This window comes from Lyngbya sp. PCC 8106 (assembly GCF_000169095.1).
GTDB lineage: Bacteria > Cyanobacteriota > Cyanobacteriia > Cyanobacteriales > Microcoleaceae > Capilliphycus.
Genome location: NZ_AAVU01000026.1, coordinates 1 through 20,136, shown reverse-complemented (window position 1 = coordinate 20,136; position 20,136 = coordinate 1). Strand labels below are relative to the sequence as shown.

15 protein-coding genes are annotated in these 20,136 nt (G+C 39.6%); 6 read left to right on the top strand and 9 right to left on the bottom strand.

Annotation, left to right across the window (positions count from 1 at the left end; all coding sequences use genetic code 11):
• Positions 1-83: 83 nt before the first annotated feature.
• Positions 84-503 (bottom strand): secondary thiamine-phosphate synthase enzyme YjbQ, encoded by a 420-nt coding sequence (locus L8106_RS17260; protein WP_009785676.1) that lies wholly within the window; start codon positions 501-503, stop codon positions 84-86.
• Between the two features lie 76 nt (positions 504-579).
• Positions 580-1,167 carry a PAP/fibrillin family protein gene (locus L8106_RS17255; protein ID WP_039896592.1) on the bottom strand — a complete coding sequence of 196 codons (588 nt, stop codon included), beginning with the start codon at positions 1,165-1,167 and terminating at the stop codon, positions 580-582.
• A 491-nt stretch (positions 1,168-1,658) separates the two neighbouring features.
• On the opposite strand from L8106_RS17255, the gene L8106_RS17250 reads away from it, so the two are divergent.
• Complete coding sequence (locus tag L8106_RS17250) at positions 1,659-2,501, top strand: sulfotransferase (RefSeq protein ID WP_009785674.1); 843 nt, start codon at positions 1,659-1,661, stop codon at positions 2,499-2,501.
• A 266-nt stretch (positions 2,502-2,767) separates the two neighbouring features.
• Positions 2,768-7,366: a DUF4347 domain-containing protein gene (locus L8106_RS34260; RefSeq protein WP_009785673.1), complete on the top strand. Its 4,599-nt coding sequence runs from the start codon at positions 2,768-2,770 to the stop codon at positions 7,364-7,366.
• Positions 7,367-7,457: 91 nt separating this feature from the next.
• Here the strand turns inward: L8106_RS34260 and L8106_RS17240 are convergent, their stop codons facing one another.
• The gene (locus L8106_RS17240) at positions 7,458-8,036 is read right to left on the bottom strand and encodes a hypothetical protein (protein ID WP_009785672.1); all 579 of its coding nucleotides are present in this window, start codon (positions 8,034-8,036) and stop codon (positions 7,458-7,460) included.
• Between the two features lie 470 nt (positions 8,037-8,506).
• On the opposite strand from L8106_RS17240, the gene mnmG reads away from it, so the two are divergent.
• Together mnmG and L8106_RS17230 are read left to right on the top strand one after the other, a co-directional pair.
• Positions 8,507-10,423 (top strand): tRNA uridine-5-carboxymethylaminomethyl(34) synthesis enzyme MnmG, encoded by a 1,917-nt coding sequence (mnmG, locus tag L8106_RS17235; protein WP_009785671.1) that lies wholly within the window; start codon positions 8,507-8,509, stop codon positions 10,421-10,423.
• A 56-nt stretch (positions 10,424-10,479) separates the two neighbouring features.
• A complete protein-coding gene (locus tag L8106_RS17230; protein WP_009785670.1) occupies positions 10,480-11,112 on the top strand; it encodes a type I restriction endonuclease in 633 nt (210 codons plus the stop codon).
• A 4-nt stretch (positions 11,113-11,116) separates the two neighbouring features.
• Here the strand turns inward: L8106_RS17230 and L8106_RS17225 are convergent, their stop codons facing one another.
• Both L8106_RS17225 and L8106_RS17220 read right to left on the bottom strand, forming a co-directional pair.
• A complete protein-coding gene (locus tag L8106_RS17225) occupies positions 11,117-12,427 on the bottom strand; it encodes a type II restriction enzyme (RefSeq protein WP_009785669.1) in 1,311 nt (436 codons plus the stop codon).
• Entirely contained in the window at positions 12,420-13,301 is an 882-nt protein-coding gene (locus tag L8106_RS17220) for a DNA adenine methylase (protein ID WP_009785668.1), read from the bottom strand. The genes L8106_RS17225 and L8106_RS17220 overlap by 8 nt, the downstream gene beginning before the upstream one ends.
• Before the next feature lie 298 nt (positions 13,302-13,599).
• On the opposite strand from L8106_RS17220, the gene L8106_RS17210 reads away from it, so the two are divergent.
• On the top strand, positions 13,600-13,830 hold the full coding sequence (locus L8106_RS17210) for a DNA-binding transcriptional regulator (RefSeq protein ID WP_009785666.1): 231 nt from the start codon (positions 13,600-13,602) through the stop codon (positions 13,828-13,830).
• Between the two features lie 518 nt (positions 13,831-14,348).
• Positions 14,349-16,076, top strand: coding sequence for a peptide ABC transporter substrate-binding protein (locus L8106_RS17205; protein ID WP_009785664.1), 1,728 nt, complete (start codon positions 14,349-14,351; stop codon positions 16,074-16,076).
• A gap of 172 nt (positions 16,077-16,248) precedes the next feature.
• Here the strand turns inward: L8106_RS17205 and argC are convergent, their stop codons facing one another.
• From argC to L8106_RS17185, 4 genes are all read right to left on the bottom strand, one after another.
• Positions 16,249-17,310 carry an N-acetyl-gamma-glutamyl-phosphate reductase gene (gene argC, locus L8106_RS17200; protein WP_009785663.1) on the bottom strand — a complete coding sequence of 354 codons (1,062 nt, stop codon included), beginning with the start codon at positions 17,308-17,310 and terminating at the stop codon, positions 16,249-16,251.
• Positions 17,311-17,490: 180 nt separating this feature from the next.
• Positions 17,491-18,708 carry a glycosyltransferase family 2 protein gene (locus L8106_RS17195; RefSeq protein WP_039896585.1) on the bottom strand — a complete coding sequence of 406 codons (1,218 nt, stop codon included), beginning with the start codon at positions 18,706-18,708 and terminating at the stop codon, positions 17,491-17,493.
• Between the two features lie 224 nt (positions 18,709-18,932).
• Positions 18,933-19,532, bottom strand: a complete 600-nt coding sequence (locus L8106_RS17190) for a fasciclin domain-containing protein (RefSeq protein WP_009785661.1) — start codon at positions 19,530-19,532, stop codon at positions 18,933-18,935.
• Between the two features lie 112 nt (positions 19,533-19,644).
• The coding region (locus L8106_RS17185; protein ID WP_009785660.1) for a fasciclin domain-containing protein at positions 19,645-20,136 on the bottom strand (492 nt) is incomplete at its 5' end.

The following is a 20,136-nucleotide window of genomic DNA, read 5'->3' as shown; positions in this document are numbered from 1 at the left end:
TTAGCATAACATAACCCATTTATTGATTTTAAACTCAATCAAGGTTTAACTCAATCCATCTCAAGGCGACGCTAAGAAACTGTTTATTTTTCTCCATAAATAGTGACTATGATTCGACGTTGACGTGGTTTAATATCACACTCTAAGTGAAAAATTTGTTGCCAGGTTCCTAACTCTAACTGACCTTGTTTGATCGGAACGGTTAATGAAGGGCCAAGCCAAGTGGCTTGTAGGTGAGAATGTCCATTACCATCATGCCAAGTTTGTTCGTGACCATAGTCTTGACTCGGTGGAATTAATTGATTTAGAATTTCTGGTAAATCTTTTTGTAATCCGGGTTCAAATTCAATTGTTCCAATTGCACCTGTACTACCTATATTAAAAAGATTTACCATTCCAGTTTTAATACCAGAACTTTTAACGATTTTATTAGCAGCTTGGGTGAGATCTTGCATATCTCCATTTCCGGTTGTGCTAATTTCTATTGAATCTTGATGCACCATACTGGTCTACGCTGTTAAGATTGTGATGGCTAAAAAATTAAGAGAGTGATTTTATTTCAAACTCTTTATCACCAATTTAGGGAACTTTACTCAGGACAAAGACACTCCCTTCATTCCCTCGTCCAATTCGCATATTATCATCTAGATAGGTAAAATCCAACCATCCTTGTTGAGTCTCTGGATTAATTGTAAAATCAATTCCTAAAAACTTTTTGTCTGTTTCAATTGCATTAATAAACTGATTAGGAGATTGATAACCCAAAAAACGCTGTAAACCGACGACAAACCGATTAAATTTAACCTCAACTCGTCGATTGGAAACCGATTCAAATTTAGCAACTACACTCACTAAACCTTCTGAATACGGAATACCAACCAACTCCGCTATATTGTATATTTTACCTGTTTGGACTCGTATACATTGATAGACATTGCTAAGATTATAGAAGGGAAAACGATCAATTCCTAATAATTCTTGACTACTGGTATAAAGTAATTTCCAGTTTCCATCCAAAAGTTCGGCTACTTCTAGAGGCTGAGGATAAGGATTATAATCTTCGAGTTGAGCGATTGCTGCTAAAATTGCCTGACAATCTAGCTTACTTGCTAATAAACCGCGATTTTTGCCGTAAATCAGCTCTAATAATTTTGCCTTTTTAATCATTTCAGCACTTGTCTTTTCTATTGAATTATCACTAACCATTGCTAATTCAATCAGAATACCACAGAATTTTAACAAATGTTTGACTCTAAAAAATCTATCTCAGGTTTGATTTATGAGACAAAGAATGGGGGTAACTCCCGTCAAAGTTCTAGGGGTTAGTCTCTTAAAGAAGTAACTGACCCAATTTGCACCTGCTTCTTCTAGATGTTCAACTCCAGCAATGATGATCCTCAGCAAATTTTCAAAATTTAGTCAAAATATTGGCACAATTGTCAAGATTGTGTAAAACTTCACGGCAGAGGTTGATGTTTTGATTTTTCTAAGATATTCTGGATTTGGGATCAAACCGAAGTATAATTTGTTAAAAGTGTTTTGAGTGCTTCTACTGATGATGTCTTGAATTTGAGACCTTCTCAGTTTAGTATTTAGATCAAAATAAGCAAATTATAGGCTTTTGCTTGCAAAGCCTCTAGGAGTTGAATACACTGGCTGTGTCTTTATCTAGTCCCTTTCATCTAATTTCTGGCTTACCTCGTGCTGGCTCAACGGTGCTAGCGGCTTTACTTCGGCAAAATCCTCGCTTTCATGCTGGAATGACATCGCCCGTCGGAGGATTAGTCAACCGAATGCTGGATGCAATGAGCGAGGAGAATGAGTTCTCCGTGTTCATTTCTCCTGAACAAAGACAAGATCTAATTCTGAGCATATTCTCTGCTTATTATCAACAGCAAATTGCTGAAAATAAAGTCATTTTTGATACAAATCGTCTTTGGTGCAGTAAGTTACCTCTGATTTGTCAGTTATTCCCAGAAGCGAAAGTGATTTGTTGTGTGCGTAATGTTGCCTGGGTTATGGATTCTCTCGAACGATTAGTTCGGCGGAATACTTTTGAAATTTCTAGAATGTTTAGAAATCGGGCTGAAATTTCAACGGTTTACAGTCGCACAGAAGCCTTAAGCCAAGGCAATCGCTTAGTGGGTTTTGCTTATAATGCTTTGAAAGAAGCGTTTTACAGTGAACAAGCTGATCGTTTACTATTGCTAGATTATGAATTTTTGACGATCGCTCCTGAGCAAACGTTATCATTAATTTATCAGTTTCTAGGAGAGGAACCCTTTAATCATGATCTAGAAAGTATCGAATATGAAGAACCCGAATTTGATCGAAAGCTGAAAACAGAAGGTTTACATACTGTCCGTTCTCGGGTAGAATTTAAACCTCGTAGAAGTATCCTACCCCCAGACTTATTTGAGCGATTTAGTCAACTTTCTTTTTGGACAGATACAACGAATAGTGTGGCTAATGTTATTAATTTTAAAACGTCTTCTAAATAACTGGAGTTTGGTGAAGCAGCTAGACTTATTTTGCGCTCAGGAAACATTCACAAAACAATATCTATATTTACCGATCACAAATTATTTTCCTCATCAAACTGACTTCAGTTCATTCATTTTTTTGAAGGGTGTATTTCTCATTTTTAAATAGTCTCACTAACAATAAATGTGAGGTTCATAGGTTTTGTTTAAACTGGTGTTTGAACAAATTCACAGCGTCTACTCTATCTCACTAAACATGACTATTGTCAACAGATGCCATGACCATGGAACTACTCTTTATCGACTCTGCTGTCCAACAACCTGAATATTTAACTCAACATTTAACTCCTGAGTCTCATCCGAATCTACATAGCTTTATTATTTCACAGACAACCAATTTTCTTGCAGAAGTTACACAAATCTTAACTAAATATTCTCAAGTCAACGCCATACATTTTGTCTTTCACGGAGAAGATCATAACCTACGATTAGGTCAGATTAATCTCACTCCAAAAACCCTCGAAACCTATGCACCCCTACTCAAACAATGGCATAAAGTTTTAACGGCTGATGCCGACATTCTCCTGTACGGATGTAACGTTGCTAAAACTCCGAAAGGTCAAGAACTTGTTCATCAGTTAAGTCAACTCACTAGAACAAATATTGCAGCTTCTACTCACTTAACCGGAAATGCTAAACTTGGGGGTTCATGGGACTTAGATTATCAAACAGAACCCGTTAAAACACCCATTTTATTCAGTCAAAAAATACAAGAATCCTATCCGTTTGTGCTTGCCACTTTTGACGTTTCTCAACCCACTGATGACGGAACAGGAAATCTACCCGGAACCTTAAGCTGGGCAATACAACAAGCCAATCAAACAGCCGGAGATGATACCATTAGTTTCAATACTAATGTCCGATTAAACTTAGACCCTAGCCTCAAACGAATTCAGCCGTTAATTAATAGCAATATCAACTTTATTGGCAATAATAAAACGATTAGCGGTGACAACGATAACGACGGAGTGATAGACCTCAACGGCGAAGACCGTCCTTTATTATTCATCAACTCTGGAGTAGTCAGTTTTGAAGATCTCACGTTCACAGGTGGAGTCGCCAAAGGCGGAAGCAGCCTGTCTGGGGGTGGAGGTGCCGGACTTGGGGGTGGGTTATTCATTAACTCCGGCGACATCACCCTTGACAACGTTACCTTTGAGAAAAACTACGCAATTGGGGGAGATGCCAACTCCGGGGGTTATGCTGGCGGTGGTCTTTCTGGTAAAGGCTTCAACCGTGTTGGAGGCGGTTTATTTACAGATGGCCCTGATGAAAATGGCAGTGGTTTAGGCGAAAATGGCGGTTTTGGTGAGGGCGGTGGCTTCGGCAACAACGCTAACGGCGGAGATGGGGGTTTTGGCGGGGGCGGTGGCGAGGGCAACAACGCTAACGGCGGAGATGGAGGTTTTGGCGGTGGCGGAGGCTTCGGCTACAACGCTAACGGCGGAAATGGAGGTTTTGGCGGTGGCGGAGGACGCGGTAGTATTACTCCGGGTCAAGGCGGTTTTGGCGCTGGAAATGGAGGCGAGTCTGCTGGAGGCGGAGGGGCAGGTTTCGGGGGTGCGTTATTTATCCGCGAAGGAACTCTAACGATTCAAAACAGCACTTTTAGCAACAATAGCGCCCAAGGCGGTGAAGGTCGAGGGGGTTCAGAAACAGGTCAAGGTTTAGGTGGGGCTATTTTTGTTCCTAACGATACGACTAATTTACCTAATTTGCCCACATTATTGTTATCGAATGTAACGTTTAGCGACAACACGGCAAGCAATGATACAAATAGTGAGAGTAATAATGATAACATCTACGGTGTTTTTACAGAACCAGTTATCGAAAATCCAGTCCCAGAAAATAAACCCCCGACGTTTGTTAATAGGTTAAATCTCTACGACAACTTTGAGGTTACTCCTGATGATTCCACCGCTACAATAAACGGTTCATGGTTAGCTTTTGGTAATCTTGTTCCGGGTAGCGTTACACCTACAGCCAATGGAAGTTTTACTACATTAGATAGCACGGCTGAGTTAGATTTATTTGCCGGTTATAGTAACTATAATCTAATGTCAGATGACTTGGTAAACGCTGCTTTTCCGACTCTTGATCTCGATACAGGTTATACTCTTAGTTTTGTCGCGCAAGTCATTTCCGAAGATAATACAGACAGTGATAAAAACGCAGACGGTAAACGTGATCGGGCTGGGTTTAACGTTACTGTTATTAGTAGTGACGGCAAAAATGGGATTGAATTAGGGTTTGAAAATGATCAAATTTGGGCGCAGGAAGATGAGACAACCCAAGATGATCCTTCTGCTGAACCGAACCCAAATGAACCTAATACTTTTGATCGCACTTTATTCACTCAAGCAGAAAGCGTCATATTTGACACAACTAATCGTTTAATTCAATATGATCTAACTATTCTTGGCGAAACTTATACCCTTTCTGTGGATGGGAATTCTATTCTATCGGGTCAATTAAGAGATTACACTGCATTTAATGATCGTCCCGATCCTTACGAATTGCCTAACTTTATTTTCTTGGGTGATAATACCACATCAGCGCAAGCCGAAATTCACTTAGGAAAAATTTCTGTTACTACAGCAGCCAACAATACAGGTTATTCGTTTGAGTTAGTTGAAAATGCAGCCAATGGATTAGTAATTGGTCAAGTTTTGGCGACTGATCCAGATGGAGATAATCTCACCTACAATATTACGACTGGGAATGATAACGGCATTTTTGCAATTAATTCTGATACGGGAGAAATTAGCCTTGCTAACAATAATAGTTTAGATTTTGACACTGAACCAACTGCATATTCTCTAACCGTTGAAGTGAGTGATGGTTCCTTAACTGATACGATTGATGTTGCGGTTAATTTAACCAATGTCAACGAAGTTCCCGATAATTCCGAAGGTGAAACTGACGGGGAAACTCCCGAAAATCCCGAAAATCAAACTCCCGAAGTTCCCGATAATTCCGAAGGTGAAACTGACGGGGAAACTCCCGAAAATCCCGAAAATCAAACTCCCGAAGTTCCCGATAATTCCGAAGGTGAAACTGACGGAGTAACTCCCGAAAATCCCGAAAATCAAACTCCCGAAGTTCCCGATAATTCCGGGGGTGAAACTGACGGGGAAACTCCCGAAAATCCCGAAAATCAAACTCCCGAAGTTCCCGATAATTCCGGGGGTGAAACTGACGGGGAAACTCCCGAAAATCCCGAAAATCAAACTCCCGAAGTTCCCGATAATTCCGAAGGTGAAACTGACGGGGAAACTCCCGAAAATCCCGAAAATCAAACTCCCGAAGTTCCCGATAATTCCGGGGGTGAAACTGACGGGGAAACTCCCGAAAATCCCGAAAATCAAACTCCCGAAGTTCCCGATAATTCCGGGGGTGAAACTGACGGGGAAACTCCCGAAAATCCCGAAAATCAAACTCCCGAAGTTCCCGATAATTCCGGGGGTGAAACTGACGGGGAAACTCCCGAAAATCCCGAAAATCAAACTCCCGAAGTTCCCGATAATTCCGGGGGTGAAACTGACGGGGAAACTCCCGAAAATCCCGAAACAGCGGAAAATCCAGATCCGGAAGAAAACCCGGATTCTGAAACTCCCGACAATTCCAATTCAGGAGATAATACAAATACTGATAACTCGGATTCAGAAAATGGGAATAACGGAAATACAAACAATCCAATTCGGGGTGGCATAGATACGCAAAATCCGGGAAATCTCAATTCAAACCCCGGTAATTCCGATACGGGAAATAACAACAATACACCCGAAAATAATAACGAAACCGATCAAGAAACAGGCATTACTCGGATAGAAAACTTTGATTCATCTTTAAATTATGATCCGACAGACTTCATCTCATTAATTAACTTTCCGAGTCTAAAACCCAACTTAATCCGAAATGAACGCAGTCGAGAAGCGACCTCTCAAGGAGACAACCTCGAAGCAACTTCGGAAAATCAAAAAGTGTTTGGTTTAGAAGGAGATGACAATATTTACGGAACGTCTGCATCCTTGGAAATCTTTGGAAATAAGGGCAATGACTACATCGAAGGTCAAGCCAATAGCGAAGCGATTTACGGAGGAGAAAATAACGATCAAATTAAGGGTGAAAATGGCAATGATACCCTGTTTGGTGACAAAGATAACGATGCCATTACAGGTGGAAATGGCGATGATGTTATCTACGGAAATACTGGAAATGATACCCTAGAAGGCGCTCAAGGTAACGATTCTTTATATAGTGGTCAAGATAATGATTTGGCTAAAGGTGGTGTCGGTAATGATCTCGTTTTTGGGGATATCGGGGATGATATTGTTGAAGGAAACGAAGGAAATGACACTCTCCACGGAAACCAAGGAGTTGATACAATTTCTGGTAATGATGGCGATGACTTGATTTATGGGGGTCAGGGAAATGACCTGCTTGATGGAAACAACGGTTCAGATACTCTTTTCGGTGACAATGGAGATGATACCCTCGATGGCGGTTTCGGAGATGATAGCCTCATTGGAGGGAATGGTGATGATTGGTTAGTTGGCGCCGAAGGAAATGATACGTTAACAGGTGGAGAAGGTCGCGATCGCTTTTATATTTCCAGCAGTTTCGACGATAATTTTATCACTGACTTTGCTGATGGTTTCGATAAAATTGCCTTGACTGGAGGTTTAACTTTTGAACAATTAGAGATTACCTCAGACAACGGTTCAACCCTGATTAAACTCGCAGATACTCAAACTGAATTAGCAACATTGTTAGGCGTTGATAGCAATGTAATCACCTCTGATGACTTCCTAATTGGATAATCATTTATTCTCTTATTCTCTATCCTCCCAAACACTGGGGGGATATTTTTTGTCGGGACGCAAGATTGTCGCCCCAAACTGGTAAAAATTTCTACTGCTGTTGGTTGAATGTCATTATTTTATTTGTTCTAGACTGGATAGTTTCTCGAAACTTGTTCGATATTGAATCCTCTTTTAATTTCTCCAAATATTCTATATCTTGATTCACCGTAGATAATCCTTGTTGAACTTCTTTCGATTTAAAATCTAATTTTTGTGCAGTCAAATGATGCTTTTTTGCGACTTCCAATTCGTTCATACGCTTGTTGATTCTGTGATTTTTTATGTTCGACAAACGACGTTCTGCTTCCCCCAAGTTAGTATAAGCAACTGCATCTTTCGGGTTATTCGCAATGAGATCGCGATAGCAATCAATCTTACTTTCTAGGTTTTTTATCGTATCAGAATCAGCCGGAATATAAACGAGGAAACCGCTACAATTTGCGGGAGGAGTAGAAGGAATTGCTGCTTCTGGCTTCATAAGAAAAATAATTGCACCTGCGATCGCACCAATTAGGGTTGTAATTCCTCCTAAAGCAGAAATTAAATTTTGCTTACTCTCAACTTTTTTTAAAAACTGTTTAAGCTTTTCAACTGGCCTTTGATTGTTGGATGAGGGTTGTTGAGTCATGGGTCTATTGTTAAGTTAGGTTAACTCATTTGATTTATCAAACCTACAGCTTAGAATACCTCAACAGTTAATCCTTTGCAAGCCCTATTATGGGATAATTAAATGAAATTTGATGTTAAATTAACTTATTATTTTAAAACTTATCTTGACAACATAAATTACCCCATGATAACTTGAATTATTCAACAATTATTTAAAATAATCCATGAACAGTTGTATTTTTTCATTCTTTTCTGGTGCAGGATTTTTAGATTTAGGAGGTGAAAAAATTGGTTTTTAAATTGCCTATATAACTGATATTAATGCTTCTTTTATCCAAGCTTATTGCTATTCGGGAAAATGCCTTCAACTCCCCGAATTCTTAAAAAGATTAACTAGCTGCTCAAAACAGTATTTCTTTCACTCCTCTGCTGAATATTCATTGTAACCGCTAAAATTTAAAAATAAGTTCTCAGACTCAAACATTCAAAATGACTCAAACTTCTCCTGTAGACTTTCAAGACGAATTTGATATTGTAGTTGTCGGTGGCGGACATTCCGGTTGTGAAGCCGCCCTCGCCTCAGCCCGTCTGGGATGTCGCACCCTGATGTTGACCTTGAACCTCGATAAAATAGCTTGGCAACCCTGTAACCCCGCCGTTGGGGCGCCGGCTAAGTCTCAACTCACCCACGAAGTGGACGCATTGGGGGGCGAAATTGGCAAAATGGCCGACCGAACTTACCTGCAAAAACGCCTGTTGAATAACTCTCGCGGCCCCGCAGTCTGGGCATTACGCGCCCAAACGGATAAACGAGAATATGCTGCGGTGATGCAAAATATTATTGAAAACCAAGAAAATCTCGCCATTCGTGAAGGCATGGTTACGGATGTTGTATTGGGTGAAAATGATGAAATTATTGGGGTAAAAACTTATTTTGATGTTGCGTTTAAATGCAAGGCGGTTATTCTAACAACCGGAACGTTTTTAGGCGGCGTTATTTGGGTGGGAAATAAGTCAATGTCCGCCGGACGTGCGGGTGAATTTGCTGCGGTTGGTTTAACAGATACGCTGAATAAGTTAGGTTTTGAAACTGGACGGTTAAAAACAGGAACTCCCGCCCGAGTTGACAAACGTTCGGTGAATTATAGTCAGTTAGAACCGCAACCGGGAGATGAAGAAGTGCGCTGGTTTAGTTTTGACCCGGAAGTGTGGGTTGAACGAGAACAAATGTGCTGTTATCTAACTCGAACTACCGCAGAAACCCATCGAATTATTCGGGAAAATTTACATTTATCTCCCGTTTATGGCGGTTGGGTAGAAGCGAAAGGGCCGCGTTATTGTCCGAGTATTGAAGACAAAATTGTGCGGTTTGCCGATAAAGAAAGCCACCAAATTTTTATCGAACCGGAAGGGCGAAATATTCCCGAATTGTATATTCAAGGATTTTCTACGGGTTTACCGGAAAGACTGCAATTACAAATGTTGCGGAGTTTACCCGGTTTAGAAAAGTGTACCATGTTGCGTCCAGCTTATGCAGTTGAATACGATTATTTACCTGCAACCCAATGTTATCCAACGTTGATGACCAAGAGAATTGAAGGGTTATTTTGTGCAGGTCAAATTAATGGAACAACAGGTTATGAAGAAGCCGCAGCCCAGGGAATTGTTGCCGGAATTAATGCAGCAAGATTTTCCCGAAATCAAGAGATGATTATCTTTCCTCGTGAAGGGAGTTATCTCGGAACTTTAATTGATGATTTGTGTACAAAAGATTTGCGTGAACCCTATCGAATGTTAACCAGTCGTTCGGAATATCGTTTATTATTGCGTTCGGATAATGCAGACCAACGGTTAACACCATTGGGTCGAGAAATTGGCTTGATTGATGACCGTCGTTGGCAACTTTTTGAACACAAACAAGCGAATATTATCGCCGAAAAAGAACGCTTACATTCTACTCGAATTAAAGAACGAGATGAAGTAGGAATGGCGATTGTTTCCGATACACAGCAAAAGATTAAAGGTTCAATAACCTTAGCTGATTTGTTAAGACGTCCGGGATTTCATTATGTTAATCTAGAACGGTATAATCTGGGAAATCCCGATATAGATTCTGTAGAAAAAGAAGGTGCAGAAATTGAGGTGAAATATTCCGGTTATCTGCAACGCCAACAAAATCAAATCGACCAAATTAGCCGCCACGCAAATCGAAAATTACCCGAAAATATTAACTATATGATGATTGAAACCTTGTCGATGGAATCTCGGGAAAAGTTAACAAAAGTTCGACCGTTAACTATTGGTCAAGCGTCTAGAATTGGTGGTGTAAATCCTGCTGATGTTAATGCGTTGTTGATTTATCTAGAAATACAGAATCGTCAACAAACCTTAACGGTGGGAAACTAACAAAAAAGGGTGTGTTTAACTTCGGTTAACGCACCCAATTAGATTTTAAGAAGACCATGAACAAAGCCCCAGTTATTCCCGCTTCCAACTTAACGCTTTATGATGTGGAAACTCGATTTAATCTTGAGTTTTTGCAAGAAGATAGTTTCTTTCTAACTTGGTTGGATGAAATACCCGAACTTACTCCCGAAGAAAAACAGCGTTTGGATAGAGTCAAACAGCAATATCTCTATCTCGCTAAACGGGAAATGTTAGAGGAAGTCGTTAAAATTGTGGTGGTTTCGCCGTTGCTTGACCTCGCCGGATTTTTCAATTCTCCCTTTTCTATTGCTGCGGAAAGAGAAGTTCAAATTGATGACGAATTTAAAGGGGATAGTATTCGCGGAAAAATAGATTTTTTGGTGTTTCAGGGAGAATTTTGGATTGCTATCATTGAAACCAAAAGAACCAAAGCAGATGTGATGGTCGCCCTTCCCCAAACTCTCGTTTACATGATGGCAAGTCCCAACTTAGAAAAACCCATTTTTGGATTAATTATTAATGGTCGAGAAGCGGTTTTTATCAAACTGAGTCGTGAAAATAAAGCCGAATACAGCTTATCCAAATCCTTTTCAATTTCCAACCCCGGAAATGAGTTTTATGATGTTCTCAGGGGATTGAAAAAAATCGGTCAGATGTTAATCTTATAAAACATTAATCTGAACACATACTCCAAATCCATTTCATCCAACTTATAACCGTTTGAGAACGTCTATATTTTGTGTTATTATTTAGGTTTAAATGTGACATCATATCGCTAACTTGATTTCTTTTAGGGATTTCTCCGGTTTGAAGTCTCATCTCAAACGTTTTGTAGAAAACTGGATATTTCAAAATCGTTTTAATCAGTGAAAGAATCTTTGACTTATGCTTCTTACTCATTAGACTTCTTCCTTCCTCCGTTAGACAGAAAGTAATCTCTTTACTACCAGAAGTTTTAATTTTATCGACCAAACCCAAGTATCTACCCGCATCAGTATAGTAGTTTGTTTGTCTGGCTGTAAATTGATATTTGGTTGTAATTTCATCTTTAGTTAAATCATTCTCAGAAAGCAGTGTTAATAAATCTACAACTTTATTAAAATCATCCGCTTGCGGAAATGTAATATCTGGTTCACAGACAACTGTAACAGATTTAAACACTTCTAATAAATCATCTTTAGTTATTTTTTCCGAATCGATGATATAATTTTTCTGCTGAATTAACCGGATAGAATTGTAATCTGATAAATTCTCGAAATCGTACAGAAAGAAGCTGAATTGATTGGTTGAATTTGAAAAGGTCATCAAAGCCACTAACACTTTTTTATGAACTTTACTCGACCAAAGCCGATAAGGATAATACAATTGTCTAATTAAAAAATCCTCCACACCATACATCTTGGCTTCAACAATGAGAAAGTATTCTTTAGTTTCAAACCCCGCATCTATTTCACATTGAGAGTTATTAACCTCCAGTAAATAAGGAGAGTTACTCGATAAACTGTTAATCGAAAAATTAAAACTTCCCGTAGACATCCGACCCGAAATGGTATGGAAAACTTCGTCTATTTCTGTGTCTAAAATATCGCCAATCATATCCGCATGAAAAGCACAGTTTATCGCCAAACTTTCAGAAGATAAGGTTTCATAGTCCAAGCTTTCAATATAACTTGGAAATGTTACCGGAATGGGTTCAATTTCAGAATGATATTGAACTTGATAGTAAGTATTAAAATGTCCGATAACATACCGAGAACGAGAAAGGGGAAGGATAGACAGTGAATTTTTTTGAAAAATTTGAGGTAAATTAACCTGATGGTCAAATTTTGCCATTAACCGACTTTCTCTGAATTGATTAATGGTAACTGCATCAATTTCAAAACTACCCCGTTCAGAAATATTTTCTAGAATGTTATATTGTTCAAATATCTTTTCCCATGCAATATCATTTTTTGTGAGATTATTTTTATTTGAATTACTCATAGTTTTTAACTAAAATCTCATCAACCCTACCTCTTTTTTTGGCGTTAGAATTAATTGCCCTAATTGCAGAAACTTTAATGTGTGGTTTATAATCTTTGTACAAATCAACAATAAAATCCGTATAAGCATTACTCAACAACACATAACATCCTTTTTGAGTCAACTCATCAACGGTGGCTTTTAAGCGTTCCTGTTCATTGCGATTAAACCCATTAATATCATAACCTGTAAAAGAAGCGGTATCCGAAACCGGGTCGTAGGGAGGGTCAAAATAAATAAAATCTCCTTTTTTAGCGGTTTTCACTGCTGTTTCAAAGTCTTTATTTAGGATTTTAACTTGATTATCATTGAGATATTTACTGACGGCTTTTAGTACAGATATATCAAGAATATTTGGATTTTTATATCGACCAAAAGGAACATTAAATTGCCCCCTGGAATTCACTCTAAACAGTCCGTTATAACAAGTTTTGTTCAAATAAATAATTCTTGATGCTCGTTCGACTGGGGTTTTCTTCTCAAAGCTTCTTTTCCGGTCTAATCCCCTCATGTCATAGTAGTAATCTTCTTGATTTTTATGCCTTCCCAAATCTTCAATCAGTTCTTCCACAGAATCTCTAATCACTCGATAACAGTTAATCAGTTCTCTGTTGCTATCATTAATAACTACTTGTTTGGGTTGTAAATTAAATAAAAAAGCACCGCCACCCACAAAAGGTTCATAGTAGGTTTTGTATTTTTTGGGGGGAAGATGTTCTTTCAATACCTGAAGCAATTGTCTTTTCCCCCCAGCCCACTTTAAAAAGGGTCTGACTAACGGATTTTTGGCAGAAGGTGAAACTCTATTTTCTAATTGCTTCTCAGCAGACGACATTTTGATTTATCCATAACAGCTTTAAAATTATAGAAGATTTTTTCGTCAATGTCACGACTACAAAATCATATTAACTTAAATTACATCACCCAATCAAGCTTTAAAATAATTCTTGAATTAATAACAATTTCTACAACACTAATCAAAGCATTATTGGATAGACTCATTTGCTCACTCCGTAAATTTACATAGAGACGCTGAAAATTTAGCACTACCAAAATCTCAAAAGTTCCGCATAATTGCTGTGGGTTTTCCCGTGAAAATTGTCTATCTTGGATATAGAGTTTCCAAAATTCCAATGCCAGTTAGCACTTCCGACATACCTATTCTCATCCGTACCCTCAGACAACGCCTCGGCTTGTCACAGAGGAAATTAGGAGAGAAGCTAGGGGTTGTATTTCAAACCGTCAATAACTGGGAAAATGGTCGCACAAAGCCTACTCGTATGGCGATGATGCTGATCAAACAAGAGCTAGAACAAATGGGTGAGCAGGGAACGGACTTATTAGATGAGTATTTTTGTGAGTAACTCAGACCCAAAAAACTTACATCTAGTCTGTTCAGGTTGGATTTAATTGCAAGACTACGACAAAACATTATTTTATAAGTTGAGGTTAGCCATCATGTTAGTATTTACTGGAAGATTAGCTTTATTCTGTTCTCTCTTAGTTTTAAGAGTCTTAGAATCACTGTTGAGTCTGACAATTAGAGCGATTCTGTTTTCGTTGAGTTCGACCTGGAAAAGCTTCAGTCTTTTCATTCTTAATTTTCAATCTTCGCTTCTTCATAGTAAAGCGGATATTTAGTTCTAATCCCTGACAAACTTAAATAGATATATACCCTCACTAATCAACTTTGATCTCAATATTGATCATCTTTTCGGGGCGCAAGTTAGCGCCTCTATTTTTTTGTCCTAAAGTCAAGAGAAAAACTCTAAACTCCTAAACTCCTTTATTTTCTGTGGGTTTCAATCCGCTTGCGAGGAACAGCGATCGCGATTATAAGTAAGATAGAGTATCCTGATTACTTTTACCTTGAACTGTTGTGATGAGTTGTCGTCTGTTTTTTCCCGTCTCGGTGTTATCTGTCGCTCTCTGTGTTAACCTGAGCGCCTGTTCTCCTCAAACTGCCCAAAACCAAGCAACCACAGGTAATACAGACAGTTTACGAATGTTGTATTGGCAAGCCCCAACCATTCTCAACCCTCATCTCGCCACGGGGTTCAAAGACTTTGACGCCGCCCGTATTGTTTACGAACCCTTAGCCAGTTACGATCAAAATGATCAATTGATTCCCTTTTTAGCCGCAGAAATTCCCACAGTAGAAAATGGTGGAATTGCTAAAGATGGAAAATCTGTGACTTGGAAACTCAAACAAAATGTCAAATGGGCCGATGGTGAACTGTTTACCGCAGAAGATGTAGTTTTCACCTATGATTTTATTAGCAATCCTAATGTTGCTTCGGCAAGTTTAGAGTATTATTCAACAATTGAAAAAATAGAAGCAATTGATGATTATACTGTAAAAATTACTTTTAAAGATGTTAATCCGGGCTGGTCGGTGCCGTTTACAGGTCAAAATGGGATGATTTTACCGGAACATATTTTTGCAGAATATAATGGTGCTAATATTCGAGAAGCCCCAGCAAATCAAAAACCCATTGGAACCGGGCCTTATCAAGTGGTTGAATTTAAGCCCGGAGATATTATTATTTATGAACCCAATTCTAATTATTGGGATGAAGGAAAGCCTTATTTTAACAGAATCGAACTCAAAGGTGGAGGTGATGCAGTTTCAGCAGCAAGGGCGGTACTGCAAACGGGAGATGCTGACTATGCGTATAATTTGCAAGTGGAAGCGAATATTTTAAAACAGTTAGAAGCCGCAGGAAAGGGAAAAGTGGTGGCAAACTTTGGGCCGTATGTTGAACGAATTATGATTAATTTTACAGACCCAAACCAAGCTACAGCAGACGGAGAACGTTCAAGTGTGAAGTTTCCTCATCCTTTTTTTAGTGACCAAAATGTTCGTCAGGCGTTTAATTTAGCAGTTGATCGTGAGACAATTTCTAATCAACTTTACGGGCCAACAGGTCGCCCGAGTTCTCAACTTTTAGTCGCCCCCCAAATCTACAAATCCGATCAAATCACTTCTGAATTTAACTTAGAAAAGGCGGCAAATTTGTTAGATGAAGCGGGGTGGAAAGATAGCAATGGAAATGGTATTCGCGATAAAAATGGCGTAGAAATGCAGGTTGTCTTTCAAACTTCTGTGAACCCAGTGCGACAAAAAACCCAAGAAATTGTCAAACAAGCGTTAGAATCAATCGGAGTTGGAGTCGAACTCAAAAGCATTGATGCGAGTGTCTTCTTTTCTGGAGATCCCGCCAATACAGATACATTAAATCATTTCTATGCTGATTTACAAATGTTTAATACAGGCAATGATAGTCCTGATCCCCAAGCCCATATGAAATGGTGGACTTGTGAAGAAATTTCTCAAAAATCTAATAATTGGCAAAAACCAAACTATGCTCGTTATTGTAACCCCAAATATGATCAACTCTGGCAACAGGCGAGTACGGAACTTGACCCCAACAAACGGGCAGAACTCTTTAAACAGATGGATGAACTCTTACAAGCAGATATCGCCGTCATTCCGATTGTTGATCGGGCAAATACTCAAGGCGTTAGTAATCGTTTAACTGGAGTTGAACCGTCACCGTGGGATGCAAACACTTGGGATATTAAAAATTGGCAACGTTCAACCAATTAAAGTTCTACTTAACCCGATAATCAAGAAGTTAGAAGACAAACGTTTTTTGGATATCTCCCCTTTTTCTCTCAAACATTGAAGTCTTTAAAATCAGAAAAGGACGCAAGCTTTGCGCCCCTAAAGTACACCACAGGAAAGTTGATCGAGTTCTCAAAAATAAAGATAGACTAATTTAAGGATAAAAACTCAACTTCGGCAGTCCCAAGGTTTCATCCCAACCCATCATTAAGTTAAGACATTGTACACCTTGTCCAGCTTGACCTTTAATTAAATTATCAATCACCGACATCACAATCACTCGATTTGTGCGTTGATCAACTTCCACTCCCAGATAACAAAGATTCGTTCCACACGCCCATTTAGTTTGAGGATAAGTTCCACTCGGTAACACTTTCACCCAAGGAGAATTCCGATAAAAAGCGGTATAGATCGTGATCAAATCTTCCCGAACTAATCCCGGATCTCGAAGCGTTGCATAAACCGTTGCTAAAATTCCTCGCGCCATCGGAATTAGATGCGGTGTAAATTGAACTTTCAGATCATGTCCAGCAAGATCACTACAAATCTGTTCAATTTCTGGAGTATGGCGATGATGTCCTGCAACTCCATAAGCTGAAATTGCATTATCGGCTTCTGCGTGTAAAAGATTAGTTTTCGCTTGCCGCCCGCCTCCAGAAGTCCCTGATTTAGCATCAATAATCGCGCTATCTGTTGCAATCAATCCTTGCTTTAATAACGGAGATAATGCCAATAAACTCGCCGTTACATAACAACCCGGACAACCAATTAATTGGGCTTTAGAAATGCGATCGCGATAGAGTTCTGGTAAACCATAAACCGCCGTCGAAGCAATTTCTTGATCATCCCGTTCGCCACCATACCATTTTTTATAGGTATCGAGGTTAAAAAAGCGATAATCTGCGGAAAGATCAAGAACCTTGCATCCCTTTTCCAAAAGTTGAGGCGCCATCTTCAAAGCTAAACCATTGGGGAGAGATAAAAACACAACTTGACACTGACTCGCTATACGATCTAAGTCAATGGGTTCCACCATCAAATCAATACAGTGACTCAAGTGAGGATATAAAGTATAAAAAGGCTTTCCGGCGCTGCTATCTCCTCCGAGATAAACAATTTTTACATTGGGATGATCTTGTAGCAGGCGTACAAGCTGGACACCACCATAACCGGAAGCCCCAACTATCCCCACCGATACCTGTTCTGCATCTCCCATATTTTCTAACTCCTGTGTGATGTGAAACAACAATAACCTAGTTTTTGACGCATTGTAGTATCAAACTGTTATATGATGCCGTATTCTGTTCAAGTTTGGGAACAACTTCCCCAAATCACTCAGTAGTCAGACAAATCAAACGAATTCGAGTATTCTCTAGAAGTCCGCCCTGGGAGGATGTTAGAGATTGAATCCCATCTGTTGTAGGGTTTGACGGAGACGTTCGGCTTCTGTCGGATCACTTTTTTGATGGAGGGCGATCGCCGTTTTCAAAGCTTCTAAAGCACTCAGCACTTTACCCGCACTCAAAAGGGCAACTCCCAAATTCTGATAAGCTTCCGCATAGTTTGAATCGAGTTGAATGGCTTTGTGATAGGCGGCGATCGCTTCGGCATAGTCTCCCATTACTCTGAGAGTCATCCCTAAGTTATAGTATCCTTGGACAAAATTCGGATCAATTTGTAATGTCATTTCATAGGCGGCTTTGGCTTCTAGCAAATGTCCGGTATCTTTTAATAAAGTACCCAAATTATTATAAGCACCGAGTTTCAGTTGGGGAAGAATATTAGCCTTGATCGCGATTTCGTAATAATGTTTGGCTTCGGCTATATTTTGTTTTTTGCGATGGGCAATTCCGAGATGATAATGAAGTTCATAAAACAGAGAATCATCCGCCTCTGCTTCGTCATATTTTGAATATAGACTGAGTTGTTTGAGTCCTTTAGTCAGCAACTGTAAGCCCTTCGCAATCTCTCCCATATCTACATATAATGCTCCCAATTTACTCGCCACATAGGGATCACTAGGTTGTTCTGCGAGATAGGATTGCATGGCTTGTTTGGCAATTTGTTGTTTATTGCGTCGGGCGATCGCATCGGGTTGATATCCTTCATGCAAAATCGCCACATCTGCTATAGAGCCGATTTTCCAGCGACATTCCTGTTTTAAAAGCTGGTTCACACTATCATCAATCAGAGCATGATAAGGACGATTGAACTGTATTTTAGGATGATTTCTAAATAGCCTAGAAATTAATGAATATGGAGATTGAGATGCCCCAATTTCTTGTCTAACTAAGTTAATCACTAAACAGTCTTCCTGAGTGATCGCTTGCTTAATTTGAGGAACAATACTTGACACTAACCTTTCATCCGCATCCAGCACTAAAATCCATTCTCCCGTCACATATTTTAAAGCAAAATTACGAGCCACCGCAAAGTCATCACACCAGTCAAAATAATAAACTTGCGCCCCCCATTCTTTGGCAATTTCCGTCGTTCTATCGGTTGAACCTGTATCAAGTACCACCATCTCATCGACGACACCCTTAACACTTTGCAGACATTGCGCTAAATTCTGCTCTTCATTTCTCACAATCATGCAAAAACTCAAACTCATAGACTCACGTTACCTTGACTTCAATTATGGACTCAATACACAATACTCTAGCCTCTTTTCAATCTATCCTTTGACTAAAAAGAGACAATACATTCGGTCAGAAAAAACCCCCACTACTATAAATAACGTAATGGGGTCGTCTATTATTGAGTCATAGATCACAGATACTCAAACTTTTTTGATCAATAATCGCTGTTAAAGCTCTATCTTTAGATAGTCGGACATCACTCAGGTAAGACCATCACCTTATCAATCACATGAACCACTCCATTACTCGCCGGAATATCGGCATCAATCACATTTGCATCTCCTACCATTACCCCATCAGACTCGACATCAACATTCACCGAACTTCCTTCAACGGTTTGTACTTCCCCAGAAGATAATTCCTCCGATGTCACCTCACCCGGAATCACATGATACTTCAGCAAATTTGTCAATTGTTCAAGATTTTCTGGTTTCATTAACATTTCTAGCACTCCATCGGGCAAAGCTGCAAATGCTTTATCTGTCGGTGCAAAAATCGTAAAAGGCCCGCCTTCTTTGAGTTGATCGAGTAATCCTGTTGCTTTTAATGCTGTTGCTAATGTGGTGAAGCGAGAGTCTGACAAAAGAATGCCGATAATATCTCCACTAATAGATTCTCTAATTTGACCGGGGAGATCTTCAAAACTTTGAGTTAGGATCAATTCTTGGCTTTTTTCTACGGCTACCGCTTGATTTAGAGTCGTAAATCCGGGTACATTGATGATTGTAATTGCGATCGCGATCGCTCCTATTCTACTCACTGTTTTATACTTCTGAAAATAATATTGAGTTTTCATTTTATTCTCCTGATGTTCAAAATTAAATTGATGGAATAGACCATAAAACCCCGTAACTCTCTCTAGGAGTCCGGGGATTTTACCTTTTTGTACCTAAAACTTGTGACTTCAACTATTTAGGTAAAATAACTGTATCAATCACATGAATCACACCGTTACTCGCCGGAATATCTGCTTTAATGACGTTAGCCTCATCGACCATCACGCCAGAATCAACCTTCACCATCACAGAACTTCCTTGAACGGTTTTGACTTGTCCAGACTCAAGTTCGCCTGAAGTGACTCGACCCGGAACAACATGATAAGTCAAAATCGCAATCAGTTTATCTTTGTTCTCCGGTTGCAGTAATTCTTCTAAAGTGCCTTCGGGTAAAGCCTTGAATGCTTCATCTGTTGGGGCAAATACGGTAAATGGCCCGTTTCCCTTGAGCGTATCAATTAAACCTGCGGCTTCTAACGCCTGTGCCAAAATCGTGAACTGACCTGCACTGGTTGCCGTTTCGACAATATCTCCCGCCGCCGCTTGAGTTTGTCCGCTTTGAGAAGTTTGACTACTTGTCGGCCCACCCCCTGCCTGGGCGACTTCCGGTAAACCAATGAGAGT

Excerpts from the sequence above, each read along its gene's own strand:
- L8106_RS17260 (WP_009785676.1), bottom strand. The coding sequence starts at position 503 with ATGGTGCATCAAGATTCAATAGAAATTAGCACAACCGGAAATGGAGAT.
- L8106_RS17255 (WP_039896592.1), bottom strand. The coding sequence starts at position 1,167 with ATGATTAAAAAGGCAAAATTATTAGAGCTGATTTACGGCAAAAATCGC.
- L8106_RS34260 (WP_009785673.1), top strand. The coding sequence starts at position 2,768 with ATGGAACTACTCTTTATCGACTCTGCTGTCCAACAACCTGAATATTTA.
- L8106_RS17240 (WP_009785672.1), bottom strand. The coding sequence starts at position 8,036 with ATGACTCAACAACCCTCATCCAACAATCAAAGGCCAGTTGAAAAGCTT.
- mnmG (WP_009785671.1), top strand. The coding sequence starts at position 8,507 with ATGACTCAAACTTCTCCTGTAGACTTTCAAGACGAATTTGATATTGTA.
- L8106_RS17230 (WP_009785670.1), top strand. The coding sequence starts at position 10,480 with ATGAACAAAGCCCCAGTTATTCCCGCTTCCAACTTAACGCTTTATGAT.
- L8106_RS17225 (WP_009785669.1), bottom strand. The coding sequence starts at position 12,427 with ATGAGTAATTCAAATAAAAATAATCTCACAAAAAATGATATTGCATGG.
- L8106_RS17220 (WP_009785668.1), bottom strand. The coding sequence starts at position 13,301 with ATGTCGTCTGCTGAGAAGCAATTAGAAAATAGAGTTTCACCTTCTGCC.
- L8106_RS17210 (WP_009785666.1), top strand. The coding sequence starts at position 13,600 with ATGCCAGTTAGCACTTCCGACATACCTATTCTCATCCGTACCCTCAGA.
- L8106_RS17205 (WP_009785664.1), top strand. The coding sequence starts at position 14,349 with ATGAGTTGTCGTCTGTTTTTTCCCGTCTCGGTGTTATCTGTCGCTCTC.
- argC (WP_009785663.1), bottom strand. The coding sequence starts at position 17,310 with ATGGGAGATGCAGAACAGGTATCGGTGGGGATAGTTGGGGCTTCCGGT.
- L8106_RS17195 (WP_039896585.1), bottom strand. The coding sequence starts at position 18,708 with ATGAGTTTGAGTTTTTGCATGATTGTGAGAAATGAAGAGCAGAATTTA.
- L8106_RS17190 (WP_009785661.1), bottom strand. The coding sequence starts at position 19,532 with ATGAAAACTCAATATTATTTTCAGAAGTATAAAACAGTGAGTAGAATA.